This is a genomic window from Microbacterium sp. NPDC055665 (genome assembly GCF_053618035.1).
Genome location: NZ_JBSHGY010000001.1, coordinates 1077983 through 1093108, shown reverse-complemented (window position 1 = coordinate 1093108; position 15126 = coordinate 1077983). Strand labels below are relative to the sequence as shown.

General features: G+C 66.6%; 13 protein-coding genes. 7 read left to right on the top strand and 6 right to left on the bottom strand.

All coding sequences use genetic code 11. The features are described from left to right. Positions 1 to 67 precede the first annotated feature (67 nt). Positions 68 to 1372: a hypothetical protein gene (locus ACWGO6_RS05205; RefSeq protein ID WP_452326037.1), complete on the top strand. Its 1305-nt coding sequence runs from the start codon at positions 68 to 70 to the stop codon at positions 1370 to 1372. A gap of 28 nt (positions 1373 to 1400) precedes the next feature. On the opposite strand, the gene ACWGO6_RS05200 is transcribed toward ACWGO6_RS05205, so the two are convergent. Next, complete coding sequence (locus ACWGO6_RS05200; RefSeq protein ID WP_452326036.1) at positions 1401 to 1946, bottom strand: GNAT family N-acetyltransferase; 546 nt, start codon at positions 1944 to 1946, stop codon at positions 1401 to 1403. Further along, positions 1943 to 3157: a lipopolysaccharide biosynthesis protein gene (locus tag ACWGO6_RS05195; RefSeq protein WP_452326035.1), complete on the bottom strand. Its 1215-nt coding sequence runs from the start codon at positions 3155 to 3157 to the stop codon at positions 1943 to 1945. The genes ACWGO6_RS05200 and ACWGO6_RS05195 overlap by 4 nt, the downstream gene beginning before the upstream one ends. Positions 3158 to 3265: 108 nt before the next feature. Here ACWGO6_RS05195 and ACWGO6_RS05190 point away from each other — a divergent pair, with 108 nt between their 5' ends. The 4 genes from ACWGO6_RS05190 (at position 3266) to ACWGO6_RS05175 (ending at position 8675) form a co-directional block, all read left to right on the top strand. Further along, complete coding sequence (locus ACWGO6_RS05190) at positions 3266 to 4579, top strand: hypothetical protein (RefSeq protein WP_452326034.1); 1314 nt, start codon at positions 3266 to 3268, stop codon at positions 4577 to 4579. A gap of 17 nt (positions 4580 to 4596) precedes the next feature. Further along, on the top strand, positions 4597 to 5547 hold the full coding sequence (locus ACWGO6_RS05185) for a GNAT family N-acetyltransferase (protein ID WP_452326033.1): 951 nt from the start codon (positions 4597 to 4599) through the stop codon (positions 5545 to 5547). Between the two features lie 67 nt (positions 5548 to 5614). Continuing rightward, positions 5615 to 7498: a DUF4012 domain-containing protein gene (locus ACWGO6_RS05180; protein ID WP_452326032.1), complete on the top strand. Its 1884-nt coding sequence runs from the start codon at positions 5615 to 5617 to the stop codon at positions 7496 to 7498. A 49-nt stretch (positions 7499 to 7547) separates the two neighbouring features. After that, positions 7548 to 8675: a hypothetical protein gene (locus ACWGO6_RS05175; protein ID WP_452326031.1), complete on the top strand. Its 1128-nt coding sequence runs from the start codon at positions 7548 to 7550 to the stop codon at positions 8673 to 8675. Positions 8676 to 8681: 6 nt separating this feature from the next. Here ACWGO6_RS05175 and lepB read toward each other — a convergent pair whose 3' ends face one another. Continuing rightward, positions 8682 to 9365: a signal peptidase I gene (gene lepB, locus ACWGO6_RS05170; RefSeq protein WP_452326030.1), complete on the bottom strand. Its 684-nt coding sequence runs from the start codon at positions 9363 to 9365 to the stop codon at positions 8682 to 8684. Positions 9366 to 9413: 48 nt separating this feature from the next. Between lepB and ACWGO6_RS05165 the strand changes: the two genes are divergently transcribed. Then, entirely contained in the window at positions 9414 to 10478 is a 1065-nt protein-coding gene (locus ACWGO6_RS05165; protein ID WP_452326029.1) for an acyltransferase family protein, read from the top strand. Between the two features lie 64 nt (positions 10479 to 10542). Here the strand turns inward: ACWGO6_RS05165 and ACWGO6_RS05160 are convergent, their stop codons facing one another. Both ACWGO6_RS05160 and ACWGO6_RS05155 read right to left on the bottom strand, forming a co-directional pair. Next, a complete protein-coding gene (locus ACWGO6_RS05160; protein ID WP_452326028.1) occupies positions 10543 to 11091 on the bottom strand; it encodes a hypothetical protein in 549 nt (182 codons plus the stop codon). A 195-nt stretch (positions 11092 to 11286) separates the two neighbouring features. Further along, positions 11287 to 12183, bottom strand: a complete 897-nt coding sequence (locus ACWGO6_RS05155; protein WP_452326027.1) for a helix-turn-helix domain-containing protein — start codon at positions 12181 to 12183, stop codon at positions 11287 to 11289. Positions 12184 to 12546: 363 nt separating this feature from the next. On the opposite strand from ACWGO6_RS05155, the gene ACWGO6_RS05150 reads away from it, so the two are divergent. Further along, positions 12547 to 13644: a hypothetical protein gene (locus tag ACWGO6_RS05150; protein WP_452326026.1), complete on the top strand. Its 1098-nt coding sequence runs from the start codon at positions 12547 to 12549 to the stop codon at positions 13642 to 13644. Positions 13645 to 13668: 24 nt separating this feature from the next. Here the strand turns inward: ACWGO6_RS05150 and ACWGO6_RS05145 are convergent, their stop codons facing one another. Beyond that, on the bottom strand, positions 13669 to 15126 hold the full coding sequence (locus tag ACWGO6_RS05145) for a polysaccharide biosynthesis tyrosine autokinase (RefSeq protein WP_452326025.1): 1458 nt from the start codon (positions 15124 to 15126) through the stop codon (positions 13669 to 13671).

The following is a 15126-nucleotide window of genomic DNA, read 5'->3' as shown; positions in this document are numbered from 1 at the left end:
TCGCCGTTCAAGTGGCGCCCGACCGAATTTTCCCATCCGCGAGTTCCTCGTACTTCCCGCTGGGATCGTGGTCTTCGCCCTCCTTCTTCACTGGGTCTACGCGGATCTGATCTCGCCGACGTTCAGCTACCTCGGATATCGGTATAGGGAGCCGACAACAGCTGCTTTCAGTGTCGCTGTTGTGATTGCCATCGCGGTTGCACTGGCGCTTCCACGCCGTCTCGACAGAGCGTCGTCTATCGTGCTCTGGCTGCTCTTCGTCGTCACGGTCGCTCCGACGATCTTGATCGCTCCGTACACGACGTACCGGACCGATGACCAGGCGCTCGTCCTGGGAGGTGCGGTGGCGCTGATCTTCATGGGCGTGGCCTGGGGGGTCCGCGGCAAAGTGAAGCCGCGAAGCTGGGCTGTTTCCCCCACGTCAATCTGGCTCATCCTGATCGTCATCTCGCTCGTGACGTACGGTCTTCTCGCATTCACGCAAGGGATCAGTCTCCGCATTCTCAGCTTCCTCGATGTGTACGACGTGCGCGAGGAATATGCGGGGAACCTCGAGGGCATCGGCGTCCTCAGCTATCTGGTCTTCATCCAAGCGAATGTCGTGAACCCGCTCATGGTCGCCCGCGGCCTGTTCAAGCGCGCGCCGGTGTGGACCATTGCCGGTCTGCTCGGGCAGCTGATCTTGTACTCCACTACCGGATTCAAAGGGATGTTGTTCGCTATCCCTGCTTGGTTCATCGTCGCGTTCGTCATGCGTCGAAGGAAGCGGAAGCCTGATGGTCTGACACTCGTCTGGGGCGCGGCCGGTCTGATTCTCATCTCGGCAGTGATCGATCAGCTCCTGCATTCCATACTGCTGACCTCCCTCCTGTCGAGGCGGTTCCTCATCACCCCGGGAGTTTTCACCTCCGTCTATGCGGAGTTCTTCAGCACCAATCCGCAGGTTCATTTGGGACATTCAATCCTGAGGCCTTTTGTGGACTACCCGTATGAGCTCACGCCCCCGTACGTGATCGGTCAATGGATGGCCGGTCTTCCGACGATGGCGGCGAACGCCAACATGTTCGCGGACGGATTTGCCAATTTCGGCTGGATTGGCATGATCGGCGCCGGTGTGGTCCTGCTGGCGTATCTTCGCATTCTGGATCAGGTCGCCGTCGGCCTGCCGCTCGGGGTCGTCGGGATCGTCATGACAATGCCAACTGTCGCTCTTTCCAACACGTCGGTCCTCACTGCGATGTTGTCCCATGGTCTTATTGCCGCCATCGTGCTCCTGGCGGTGATGCCGAGGGACTACGACGAACTCTCGAAGCGGCAAAGGCGAGCGCACGATCGCGCGGAGAGTGCGGTGTCTCCCAGGTTGTACCGCTGACCGCTCTCGAGTGATCCGCGTGACCGACTCAGCTGGGGAGCGGAGACCGATCATGACGCTTGGTGTACACGAGACTTCGCCCGACGACGATGCTCGTGGTCGGCGCGACTTCCGTGAACCCCGCTCGTCGGATGCCCTTCTTCGAGGCAACGTTGTCGGATGAGGTGTCGACGGTGATAAGCGTGGCGCCCCGTCCTCGAGCCCAGGCGGCGGTCTCGTGCAGCATCTGGGCATACAGGCCCTGACCGCGCTGCCCGGGTGCGACATAGCAGTAGTGGATCAGGCTTTCGCCTGCCGCGAGCTTCGCATAGGTGTTAACGACCTGCGGCCTGTCCACGGGGCTCGTGACCCAGGCATGGCCGACAACTTCGCCGTTGACGACGGCGAAGACGCCGAAACGACCGGCGTCGATGAAGCGGCGAAAGGTGTTCGCTACCGAGACGCTCCTCAGCCCCTCCGCCTCGCTGACGTTCTCGTGGTCGATCGGACGGAGCTCCACCGTACGCGCGGGGAGCTTTGCATCGGTCGGCCAGACGTAGTTGCGGTTGCGATAGATCTTCAACAGACGGCTCATGGTGTTCCCTCTCGAGACACGATTCGGAGCCCGTAGGCCCACGTGGCGATGTAATTGAGCACTTGCGCTGCGTACAGGGCCCACACGGCCCCGACGACGTCAGCCCCGGTCGCGAAGACGATTGCGGCTGCGATGCCGATGAACGCGATTCGCGAACCGTCAATGACGAGGGACGCGACGGATTGATGAACTGCATACACAGCGCTGAGCGGCGACACGACAAGTCCGACGCTTGCAGAAATGGCCATCGCCTGTGCGAGCTGTCCGCTCTGCTGCCAATCGTCTCCAAGCAGCCAAGGAAGGAGCCATGGTGACGCGACAAGGATCGCGATGCACATGGGCACGGCCACCGCACTTATCCTGAGCGTTGCCTTTAGATATAGACCGCGTGAACTGCCGGTCCGATTCCGTAGACGGTCCGCGATCTCCGCGCCGAACACCTGGGCGAGCGCCGCTCCGAGCAGCGCCGCCGGGAGGAACACGAGCCTCTGGGCCATGCCGAGCTGGCCGGCTTCAGCCGTTCCGAACCACGCGGCGACGATGACCAGCGGGAGCTGGCTCCCGAGCGCGTTCAGAAGCGCCGAGGGGGCGAGGATCGCCGGGCTCCGCCAGTACCTCCGGAACAGAACCTGCTGAGTCGCGCCACCGCGCTCGGTGAGCAGAGGTTTCAGGCCACGATAGAGGGCTCCGAAGCCGAGCAGTCGACCGAGAAGAGCGCCACCCAGCAAACCTGTCGCGCTCGGGCTGAGAAAGCCGAATCCGAGCTGGCCGACCGTGATCCCGACTGACTGGATGGTGGATCGCCACCCCACCAGTCCATAGCTCTTGGCGCGAAGCGCAGCTTGCACAAGGCTGGTGAACAGCCCCGTCGTCAGAACCAGTCCGAAGATCCACAGGGGCGCGAGCGGAACCATGGCCCACGCGTCGGCAAACATGATCGGCCCAAAGACCAGTGCCGCAAGACCCGCCAATGCAGAGACGAACAGGGTCGAGGTGAGCGACAAGCCGAGGACGCCGCGCGCGTCCTTATCCTCCTGGGGCAGAAGAATCGCGGAGTCAAACTTCAGCGCCGCCGCCGGTCCGATTGCACTGGCAATGGCGAGGATCGTCGAGAAGGCACCGAACGCCTCGGGCGGGTAAATCCTAGAGAGCACGGGGGTGGTCAGCGCCACGATGAGCTGCCCGAGCAGCGTGCCCGATGTGATCGCCACGACGCCTCGAGAAGCTGAGCTCAATCGGATACGTCGGACTGTCACAGCTTCATTGTTGCGCATCGCACGCGATGGAGTGGCTGCCGGACCTCCAGTAAGCTCGGCACGATGGCCACAACGACCTCGGGAGACTTCCACGCAGTCTCAATGACGCGCAGCATCGCGCCGAAAAAGCGAGTGGACCTCGGCGCATCCGACGCTCAATCGGCCGAATGGCAGGGGATCGACACGGACATCGAGATGAACGTGCTGGCGGTCTGGGCGGCAGACGACCCGCTGCCTCTGCTGTTCGTCACACTCGACCTGCTCTACCCCGGGCAACGAGTGCGATCCGCGGTCGAGAGCGCAGCCCCGGAGGTCCCCGCTGATCGCATCGTGGTGGCCGCGAGCCATACGCACCGGGCGCCGATGACGGACAGCTCCAAGCCAGTGCTGGGCGCGCCGGACGAGGAGTACATGCAGTGGTTGACTGGCGAGGTTACCGAAGCGGTGCGGAACGTGCTCGCGTCGCCTCGGCAGTCGGTGTCCATCTCCGTCGGTGACACGTCGGCCGCGCACAGTATCAACCGGCGTCTGCGGAAGAGGGTCGTCGTCGCGCGGCGTCCGCGACTCAACGACGTCGTGAACGCGCCAAACCCCGAAGGGCCGACGGACGAGCGGCTGACCGCACTCATCATTCGGGACGCCGCGGGAAGACCCCTCGCCCTTGTCTGGAACTACAGTTGCCATCCCGTCGGCGGGCCGGTGCGCAACGCCGTGAGCAGCCACTATCCGGGCGTCATTCGCGAGAGTATCCGCGACACGTTAGGTGCGCCAACGCTGCCCGTCCTGTTCTTCCAGGGCTTCTCCGGTGACGTCCGTCCGAATGCCAGCACGAAGGTCCACAGTCTTCGTCGCCGAATGCGGCGGATCATCTCGGGGCGACTATTCGAGGACATGACTTGGGCGGCGTACAGCGAATGGTGCCGCGGGCTGTCGGCGGCTCTCCTGCGCGCGCTCGACGGCGCCGTGCCGGTCGGGCCTTCCGATCTCACAGGCCGACGGCTGCTCGTCCCGGCGGACCGCATCGCCCGTGGCCGGGATCTGGGCGCCATGAGCTTCGGGCGGCTGACCATCGGCGACCTGATCACGATTCACACCGCCAGCGGCGAGCTCGTCGTCGACTACGCGCTGCGCGCTCGGGAGGCCACACCTACGCGCTTCGTCCTCTGCGTGGGATGCACAGACGAGGTTCTCGGCTACATTCCGAGTCATCGCGTGCAGGCCGAGGGTGGCTATGAGGGTGGAGGGTTCGCCCGAGCGTTCAGTCTCGAAGGCCTCCGGGACGACGTCGAAGGAGTCGTCAACGGTGCATTCCGCGCTCTCGACGAGAACGGCGACAGTCCGTCCGAACACCGACCCCGCTCGACGAAAACTCTTTAGCCGTGGAGGCAAACGACATGATCCCCCACCATGAGTCTTCTGGGGGAGCCGAGGTGCTCCTCACCCCCGGCCTGGTTGAGTGGAACGAACGCCGGTGGGGACTGACCGCGCGCCGCGTCGAGTACCTCTCGGACGGGCGATCGCCCGCGCGCCTGCGGGCGGTGCTGTACACGGACGCGCGCGGTCGGGTTCGTCAGCCCCGCCTCGATCCCTATCTGGCACTCTCCTTCGAGTCGTCATCTCCGGACGGCGGTCCGCAGCGCGAGCGGCAGTGGCTCAGTGCCGCTGCCCAGCTGGCCTCCGATCTCGCCGACGGACAGCTCCTCGGGGCAGCCAACCTCCCTCCTGGGCTTCTCGACGCGCGGCCTTTCGCCTGGCGGGGTCTGTCGACCGCCGTTCGTTACACCTATACCGGACCGCTCCCGCATGAGGCGTCGAGCGCGGAGGCCGCCGTGCGAAAGCGCATCGCGAAGGCGACCCGCTCCGGCTACTCCTTCGAGTCGAGCGCCAAAGCCGAAGATCTGCAGCGCATGCTCGACAGCACGGGTGCCCGCCAGAAGTTCTCGTACGGATTGAGCTCGGGCGACGTGGAGCGGCTGGCAGAGCTCGTCGGTCCGGACATCTTCAGAAGCCACTCTGTGCGGGATTCGAGCGGGGCGGTTGTGAGCGCCGGTGCGCGCCTGGTCACGCCGGGCGGCGTCGCGCTGGACTGGGTCCAGGGAACGGACCCGGATGCGCTGAACGACGGCGCGGTGCAGCTAATGTATGCGGGGGTCATGCGGGATCTCGACGAGGCCGGTGCCGCCCGATTCGATTTCGGTGGTGCGAACATCGCGGCCGTCGCCCGCGCGAAGTCGTCCTGGGGCTTCGCACTCACACCATACGTCGCCCTTTCCCGCCCCTCCTTGAAGCAGCTGGCGATACAGCTCCCTGCCGTCAGAGCGCTGGCACTGCGGCTGCGGAGGTGACTCGCAGTGATGTGGGCACAGGGCGAGGCCGGCGGAGCCTCGCAGGCAGACATGATTGAATCGCAGAGTGACTGACCCCAGCCTTCCGCCTGCGACGCGGCGGGAGCAGCGTGCTCTGCGCGCGTCTTCCCCCGACGCCCCGACGACCGCTGCCGCCGACTCCGAATCGCCGCGCCCTCGGCGCCGACGCCGCGTCTGGCTCTGGGTGACGATCGTGTGCGTGCTCCTCGTCGCCCTGGCCGTGGCTGCGGTGTGGGCAGGGAGCCGGATCTACTCGCAGGCGACGCAGGCGCGGTCGCACCTGCTCGCAGCCATGCCCCACGTCGCCGAGGTGAAGACGGCGATGCTCGCCTCGGACTCCGAAGCGGCCGCCGCGGCAGCCGCGGCGTTCCGGACGGAGGCTGCCGGAGCGCAGGCAGCTGCATCCGGGAAAGTGTGGGACTTCTTCGAGTCCGTCCCCCTCCCGCCGTTCGAGAACCTCCGTGCCGTGGGCACCGTCGCCGACGTCGCCGTCTCTCTCGCCGACGACGTGCTCCTTCCGGCGAGCGGTGTCAGCGTCGCTGCGCTCGCCCCTTCGGGCGGGAAGATGGATGTCACGGCGCTGCAGTCGCTCTCGGGGCTGCTCGATCAGATCGTTGCGGGAACCGATGCGGCGGACAAGCGTCTGGCAACCCTCGATCAGGACGCGCTGCTGGACGAGGTGCGCTCCGGTGTGCAGCAGGTCGACACGGCGCTCACCGACATCCGGACGGTCGCAGAGCCGGCCAGCGATGTCGTCGCGCTGCTCCCGGACGCGCTCGGCGCCTCCGGGCCGCGTAACTATCTCGTCATGTTCCAGGGCAATGCCGAAGTCAGAGCGAGTGGAGGCGGTCCCGGGTCTTTCGTTCTCCTGCGTGTCGACAACGGTGCCTTGTCGATCATCAATGAGGCCGCCGCGACGGAGTTCGACTTCGACATCCCCGAGCCCGTCGTTCCCATCGACGCCGAGACGGAGGCGCTGTACTCCGACATCATCGCCCGCTGGATCGCCAACCTGACCGCGACTCCGGACTTCCCCACGAGCGCCGCACTCGCGAAGGGGTGGTGGTCGACGCTGCACGACGAGCAGATCGACGGCGTGATCTCGATCGACCCGATCGGTCTCTCGTACATGCTGAATGCGACCGGTCCGATCACGCTGCCGACGGGCGACGTCCTCACGAGCGAGAACGCGGCTCCGCTGCTCCTCAACGAGGCGTACTTCAAGTATCCGGACGGGGCAGACTCCAACCGATTCTTCTCCGCCGTCTCGGTCTCGGTCTTCGGTGCCCTCACCGGCGGCAGCATCGAGCCCCTTCCGATGGTGGCTGCGCTGACCAAGGCCACGGACGAGGGCCGCCTCAAGCTGTGGAGCGCCGACGAGGATGAGGCCGCGCTGCTCGGCGAGTCCCCGCTCTCCGGACGACTGCCGACGACGAACGACACAGAGAGCGCTGTCGGCGTGTTCTTCAACGACACCACGGGCTCGAAGATGGACTACTACGTCGATGCCGCGGTGGCAGTGATTGCGGACCAGTGCACCGCGGCCACCCCGACCTGGACCACAACGGTCACACTCGAGAACCACATCACACGCGACGCGGCTCAAGAGCTTCCTCGCTACATCACGGGTCCGTACTTCACTCCGGGCGACATCGGGACCGACTTCATCGTCTACACGCCGGTCGGTGCCACGATCCAGGGATGGACTCTGAACGGCAAGGCATACGACGCCGTGGCGCACACCACCCATCTCGGACGGGACGCCGTGCGGGTGAACGTCGTCCTCCCTCCGACGACGACGGCGACGCTGCAGGTCACCATGTCGGGTGCTGAAGGGAGTACCGCGGCAGACTTCGCGCCGACCACGGTCCACCACACGCCAATGGTGCGCGAGACACCGGTGACGATCGACGAGCCGAACTGCAAGTAGAGAACGCGTGTTCCCCGGAACGCGTCGATCGACCTGACAGAATTGGCGAATGCCGAGTTGGACAGCTGTCGCGTTCGGAGCCTTGGATCTTCGAGGAACCGAACTCGAGGAAAAGGGCTTCGAGCTCGTCGTCGTACCGGTCCATCCCGCCTCTCCCGTGTTCCTCATGGGTGCTGGTGCCGAGGTGTGGCGCACACTTGCCTCCGACGACGCGAGTCGACTCGACGGTGACCCGGAGGCCGAGGACATTCTCGCGGCGCTCGAGGAGATGGGAGTGGCGACGCGCGAGCCGCACCATCCCGCTCGTATCGAGAACCTCGAGCGTCCTTGGCTCACCTCGCCCCTCCATGAACTCGTCTACGCACTGATCGCCCGAGTGGCGGCGCAGCACGCCATCGATGTCTTCTTCATCAAGGGACCGACGCTCCACGCGCAAGGGCTGCGCCGGCGCGAGCACTCGGGAGACGTTGACTGCTGGGTGCGTCCAGGCGACGACCTGCGTCTGGCCCAGGCCATGCGGGAATGGGGATGGACTCCGCTGCTCTCGCCCTTCACCGGCACCGGCGTCACTCACTCCTTGACCCTCGCGGCCGGCGAGTGGGGGTGCGCCATCGATGTGCATACGCGCTACCCGGGCATCGACATCGACCGGAGTGAGGCCTTCGACGCGGTGCTGGCCGAGTCGGAGCCGCGAGTCTTCGCGGGGACGGTGTGTGCGACCCCGCGACGAGCAGTTCACGGAATCATCGCCGCACTGCACAGCGTTCGCCCGTTCATCGGTGCTCCTGCCGGTGAGCCGCACTTCCAGGAGGCCGCGTCGGTTCTGGCAGCTGCGGGTCGCGAAACGGTCGAGGTGGCGGAGCGCCTGAACGCGGTGTATGCGCTTGAAACCCCGCTGCAGAGGGCATTCCCCGACCTCGACCTGGCTTATCCCGATGCGCGGCCGCCTGCTGACTGGGCGTGGCGATTGACAGGATCGGCTCCGCACCGCCATCTTCGCGCGTTGCGCACGGTGCCACTCTGGCAGCGTCCCGCAGTGCTCAGCCGATTGGTCTGGCCGAGCTCCGAGGTGCTTCGCTCTGCGGGAGAAGATCCGAGCATTTCGTGGGTCAGCCGATCAGTGGCGAGAGTGAAGCGAGTTGTCGCTGCGGCGATAGAGCTTGCGCGGCGTCCCTGACGCCGCCTACGGCCCACCCCACCGCCCGATCGGCCACAGAATCGGCCCGGCCTGACCGAACACGTCGTCGCGCGTCATCCAGCGCCAGCAGCTGTCGTCCGGCGCATCCGCACCGCGGCAGAGGTACGCGGAGTCGGCCGAGTTCGCCCGGTTGTCGCCGAGCACGAGGTACGACTCTTCCGGAACGGTCACCGGGCCGAAGCAGCGGGTCGACATCGGCTCACTGTCGCAGTCGAGCGACCCGGCGACGAAGGGGAGGTCCTTGACGACGTAGGGCTCATCGAGCGGCTCTCCGTCGACGAGCACCCTGCCCTGGGCGTCGCAGCACTCCACGGTCTGTCCGGGGCCGGCGATGACCCGCTTCACGAGCACGTAGGGCCGGATGCCTGTGGTCTCGCCGACCCAGTGGAGCGCCTGCGAGAACCAGTTCTCGCCGCCCGCGGGCTTCTCGCCCCAGGCCTCATCGGGCCGGAACACGACGATGTCTCCCGGTGCGGGGTCTGCGGCGACGTACGCGAGGCGGTTCACGATGAGGCGGTCGCCCGGCTCGAGCGTCGGCGACATGGATCCGGACGAGGGCTGACCGATGAACGCGACGATGATGCCGGTCAGGGCGAGGGCGAGCGCGATGTTGACCCAGATGTTCCCGAGGAGTCGCCGACGCGGTCTCGGTGCATCTGTCGTCATCATCTGCTCTCCGGCTCGCGCGCTGCGGTGTCGACACAATACTGTCAGTGAATGGCCCAGTATTCCGGTGATGGCAGTCGCCGCCTGATCGAGTCCGCATCGGCGTCGCAGGCGCAGCGTCTGCTCATCCCCGATGTTCTCCGTGGCGTGGCGATCGTGGCGATGGTGATCGCGCACGCGAACCCGTTCGTTCCCGAACTGCCGTGGACCGCGAAGTTCGTGACGGCGATGTTCAGCGACCTGGCATCGCCGCTCTTCGCCCTGGTCATGGGCATGTCGGCCGAGCTCGTCTGGCGCCGTGGCGGACGCGTCGGTGTGACGCTTCTGCAGCAGGTGATCCGTGGGATGTTCCTGATCGCCCTGGGCGTCTGGATGGCGGCCTGGGGCTCGTGGGTCGATGTGATCCTGGCCTATCTCGGCGTGACCATCATCCTGGGTGCGCCGATCCTCCTGGCGCGAACCCCCGTCGTGATCGCGGTGACGGCGGTCCTGCTGCTCATCAGTCAGCCTCTGGTGGGGCTCGCCCGGACCTGGACCTGGGTGTACATGGCGCCCGCGCCCGTCCGCGACATCATGCAGTGGCTGCTTCTCGGGTCGCACTACCGCGTGCTCAACCTCCTGCCGATGTTCCTCATCGGCGCGCTGCTGATCCGACACGGTCTGCGGCGAGACCGGCTGCTCACGGCGCTGGCGATCGCTGCTCCCCTCGGATACCTGGCGTGGGCCGTCGGTCAGCGGCTCGGTGCGGTGCAGTCCGGCGACTACCTCGACACGCTGAAGGACTTCGGCCTCGTGTTCGCGGTGTACGTGATCGTGGTCTTCGCCGCGACCGCTCGACGCGACGGCGCGAAGCGGTTCTGGAGCCCGATCTTCGTACCCCTGGTCGCCTGCGGCCAAGTCGCGCTGAGCCTCTACCTGCTGCATGTCGGGCTCATCGCCCTGTGGAACAACGCGTACGGCAGACCCACCGAGAACTTCTGGCCGGGCTGGCTCGTGATCGTTCCCGGCATGGTCCTGGTCGGCTGGCTCTGGTGGCGGTTCGTCGGCACCGGCCCCGTCGAATGGGTGATGGGCTGGTTGACCGGTCGACGCAAGCCTCTGCTCCGCGCACGGTAACCCGGCAGCACAGACGAAAGAGAGCGCCGGCCCTGGGGCCGACGCTCTCTTTTCTCGGATCCGCTCAGAGGAGCGTGATGCCGACGTTCTGCGAGGTCGCGTTGTTGCCGGTGACGGAGTCGCCGGAGACGGTCGCGGACATGACCTGCTGCGGCCCGCCGAGGAGCGTGGTGAGCAGCCCGACGTTGAGCAGCGAGTCGAGCGTCGTGCCCAGACCGATCACGATGTTGCCGCCGGCGGGGATCGACGGCAGTGTCAGCGTGTAGTTACCGTCGGCTCCGCCGACCGACACACCGGCCACCGTGGCGATGTTCAGCGTCAGCAGGCCCGGGTTGTACTGCACGACGGCAGTGGCGCCGGCAGGCGAGGCAGCGGTGCCGTTGTTCGAGATCGTGAGCGTGTTCACCGTGTTGATCGTCGCCAGCGTCAGGGGCGGCAGACCGAGGTTGAGGGTGATCGGGCCGCTGAGAGCCGGAACGAGATCGTCGCTCAAGACCGATGCGGCCGCGAGCGGGGTGGCGACGGCTGCCGCGATGACGGGGACCGACCATGCAGCGCCCTTGACGAGCGTGCGGCGCGAGACGCCCTTGTTCTTCTGGATTTCTTCGGTCACGTGAGTGCCCTCCCTGTTCGATGCAGATGCGGTTTCCCGCGGTGTCGTGAAGAGGCGACACGTTGTCTGCATCCCCCAGGAGCCTCTTCGTGCTCATCAAAGTAGGGAGCGGAAAAGGGGGAGGAAGGGGGTTTCGGTGAACTACGCGCGGGGTGCGCTCAACCTGCGCGCACTGTGCGTTCCGCGTGCGCGCAGCTAGGCCCGGCGCGAGGAGCGGAGCGTGCGCGGGGTGGCCTGGTAGGCCTCGTCGAGTGCTCTGCGCATGCTCATCGGAGAGTGGAATCCGGCACGCTGCGCGATCTGATCGATGCTCAGCACGTCGTACCGACTGTCGACGAGCAGCGAGTGCGCCAGCCGAGCGCGTTGCCGACGGATCTCCGCCGCGACGCTGTTGCCGGATTCGGAGAAGACGAGCTGCAACTGCCGCAGCGACGACTGCACCTCGTGCGCGACGCGCGACGGATTCAGGGAGGGATCGCCGCACTGCTGCGAGATCACGGCGATGGCGCGCTCGCGCAGCACGGCATGCGGTGAGCCCTGGGCGCTGACCCCGCCGATGCGGTCGAGCAGCACCGCGCCGCACATCTCCATCACCAGCTGCTCGATCGCGTACTGCTCGATCGCCGAAGCCTTGTCATCGGTGTCGAGCAGGCACCCGACGAACTGCTGCATCGAGGTGTCCAGAAGCCGGCGGTCGGGGAACACGCTCGCGTCGGGAGGCAGCGACGGCACGAACGAGGCGATGGCAGAGCGGGGCACGAGGGCGGCGACGAAGCGCCATTGCCCTGACCACCGCAACCGGCGTGTGATGCCGTGTGCGGCGACGACGAGGCCTCCCTCGGTCTCGACCCACGGCTCACCATCGACACGCGACCAGAGGGCCTGTGCCTCGACGAACGCGAAGACCGAGTGGTCGGGGTAGCTGCTCGTCGTGTCGACGTGGAGCTCGGAGGTCCCTCCGCTCGTGGTGAGCAGGCGCACGCCGCCCGACGCTCGCTCTCGGGAACGCAGCCCCGGCCGGTCTCCGATGCGTCGGATGCCATGCTTCGCGAGCTCTTTGTCGTCGATGACCTGAGCGTATGTGTGACTCACGAGACGTTCCCCCTCAGGGTGCTGGAATGCAGCAGCGGCGCCTCTGTGGTTGGTGCGATCATGCCGTTCCGATCGACGCGCCGCGTCCCCGGTTGTCCGTCCTGATGCCTCGATACAGCGGTGAATTGAATATAGATTCAAGCATCCTGGACCTCCTGTCAACACAGATCTCGACTTCGTGCGGTGAGACGACACGAAACTCATCTGCATCCCCCAGGAGCCTCACTGCGAGCCACCGTAGAACGCCTTCCCGAGAATGTCCGGCGAATGGACGAAAAGCGCGCAATGTGCGTTGTTCCTGCGCGCAGTGTGCTTTACGTTCCGCGGCTCGCCAAGCCGAGGAACGTGGATAGGCTTGCTGCCATGTCCGATCGCTTCCTCGTCAACGCGGTCGGGGCCGTCATCGAGATCGACGCCTCTCAGCGCGATGAAGACTTCCGAGTTCGCGCCCTCGCGGCGTGGGTCGATGCACTCCACAACGGTGATCGCGTCGCCGATGCGGTCGCCGTCGTCCCCGCCGACACGGAGGATGCCGCAGCGTTGTCCGCGCTCTCGACCGACGTCACGATGAAAGCCCTCGCGCACCGCCGACACGACCCGGTCTGGATGCTGCACGCCGCCGGACTCGCCACCGACGACGGTCGTGTGGTGGTGCTCAGCGCCGCATCCGGCACCGGCAAGACGACGGCGGCCCGGCACCTCTCCCAGCGCTACGCCTACGTGAGCGACGAGACCATCGGCATCGACGACAGCGGACGCGTCGTGCCGTACCGCAAGCCGCTGTCGATCATCGAACAGGCCGCCGTTCCCAAGGCTCAGCTCGCGCTTTCGAGCATCGGCGGATCGCACCCGCTCCCCGACGAGCTCCGCGTCGCGAAGATCGTCGTGATCGATCGGTCACCGGAGGGCCCGGAAGAGCCTGAGGTCGAACCGCTGGACATCGCCGACGCCCTGGCGATGTTGGGCCCGCAGACCAGCTATCTCTCCGACGGCCCCGCACCCCTGCAGCGGATCGCTGCGCTGCTCGCGGCCACCGGCGGCGCCGTGCGCCTGCGCTACCGGGAGGTTTCGGGCATCGACGGGATCATCGACGATCTGCTCGACGTGGAGCCTGCTCTAGTGCCACCGATCGCGACCGGAGTCGTGCCCGCGGCCGATACGTCAGCGGCCGATACGTCAGCGCCCGATGCCTACCGCCGCGCGGAGACGGTCGACGAGCTGGTGCTCGATCAGCGCGTCGTCGTGCTGCGTCGGACACCGACCGGGGGACAGGTGCAGGTCCTCGACGGCATCGGTCCGACGATCTGGACCGCGACCGCCGGCGGAAGCACGCTCGCCCAGATCGTCGACGCGGTGGTCGCCGCGCACGGAGAGCCCGCGGACGGAGACCCCGCGTCGATCGTGCAGACGGCCGTGCAGGTACTCCTCGACGATGGACTCCTGCTGCCGCCTCAGATCTGAGCGGGCCTCAGACCTGAGTGGGCCTCAGACCTGAGCGGTGCCGCGCCGGCGCACGCCGGGTTCGGCCTCGGACTGCGTGCTCGCGTCGTCGTCCTTCGCGTAGCGCTCGTAGGCTCCGTAGTACTCGCGTCCGTAGTACGCCGACTCCGCACCCTTCCGGGGCACGCGGTTCAGCACCACGCCGAGCACCCGGCCCGTCGTGCGGGTGATGTTGTCGATCGCACGCTGCAGCATGTCGAAGGTGGTCTTCCCCGAGGAGACGACGATCAGCACGCCGTCCGCGCCGGCGGCCAGCACCGCGGCGTCGGTCACCGGCAGCACCGGCGGCGAGTCCAGGATGACGATCGCCGACTTGCTGATCTCCGCCAGGAAATCGCGCATGCGCTGCGACCCGAGCAGCTCGCTGGGGTTCGGCGGGATGCGCCCCGCGCCGACCACGGCCAGCGGGATGTCGCGGGATGGCCGATGCGCCACGTCCTGCAGTTCGGCACGACCCGCGAGCACGTCGGTGAGACCGACATCGTGGGACATCCCGAAGATGTCGGCGATCACCGGACGACGAAGGTCGCAGTCGATGAGGATGGCCCACTGTCCGGCGGCGGCGAGACTGGAGGCGAGGTTGACCGAGACGGTCGACTTGCCGTCTCCGGGCACGGAACTGGTGACCACGATCACGCGCGGCGGGTTGTCGACGTCGATGAACTGCAGGTTCGTGCGCAGCTCGCGCATCGACTCGATGAGGTGGTGCGACACCCCGTGCTGCGATTCGAGCGAGAAGTCGATCACCTGTCGCTCGTCGGCGATCGACTTCTCGAGCGGCAGGGTGCCGATGACCGAGACGCCCGTCTCGCGCTCGATGTCGCGAGGATGACGCACGCGACGGTCGACGGTGTGCCGCACGAACGCGTAGACGAGGCCGAGGGCGAGCCCGGCGAGAGCGCCGATGATCACGTTCAGCCGGGTGTTCGGAGACGACGGGCTGCTGGGGAGCCGCGCGGAGTCGCCCACGATGAGGGAGATGGCCGCGGGCGTCTCGGCCGTGCCGCCCTCGAGCTTCTCGATCTCGATCGCCATGCCGTCGAGCCAGGCCTGCGCGAGCGCCTGTGCCGACTCCGGCGTGGGCCCGGTGGCCGTGACCTTCAAGGCAGTGGTGTCGATCGGGTTCGTCACCGTGACCCGGTTCACCAGCACGTCGGGCGAGGCATCGAGGTCGAGTTCGTCGATCGCGTGTTCGGCGACCGCCCGCCAGGAGCCGAGGTTGAGGTACGACTTGACCCGGCTCTGGGCGAGCTGGTTGCCGACGAGTGCAGAACCGCTCGTGCCGTCGCCGCCCACGGCCGTCACGATGCCGGTCGTATCGGCCGAGTACACCCGCGGCTGCAGGGAGCTCCAGCCGAACGCCAGCGCCGCGCCGACGAGCGTTGCGGCGACGATGACGATCCAATGCGCACGCAGAATGCGCGCGTAATCTCTCAGTTCCAA

Excerpts from the sequence above, each read along its gene's own strand:
- ACWGO6_RS05200 (WP_452326036.1), bottom strand. The coding sequence starts at position 1,946 with ATGAGCCGTCTGTTGAAGATCTATCGCAACCGCAACTACGTCTGGCCG.
- ACWGO6_RS05190 (WP_452326034.1), top strand. The coding sequence starts at position 3,266 with ATGGCCACAACGACCTCGGGAGACTTCCACGCAGTCTCAATGACGCGC.
- ACWGO6_RS05185 (WP_452326033.1), top strand. The coding sequence starts at position 4,597 with ATGATCCCCCACCATGAGTCTTCTGGGGGAGCCGAGGTGCTCCTCACC.
- ACWGO6_RS05175 (WP_452326031.1), top strand. The coding sequence starts at position 7,548 with ATGCCGAGTTGGACAGCTGTCGCGTTCGGAGCCTTGGATCTTCGAGGA.
- lepB (WP_452326030.1), bottom strand. The coding sequence starts at position 9,365 with ATGATGACGACAGATGCACCGAGACCGCGTCGGCGACTCCTCGGGAAC.
- ACWGO6_RS05165 (WP_452326029.1), top strand. The coding sequence starts at position 9,414 with ATGGCCCAGTATTCCGGTGATGGCAGTCGCCGCCTGATCGAGTCCGCA.
- ACWGO6_RS05150 (WP_452326026.1), top strand. The coding sequence starts at position 12,547 with ATGTCCGATCGCTTCCTCGTCAACGCGGTCGGGGCCGTCATCGAGATC.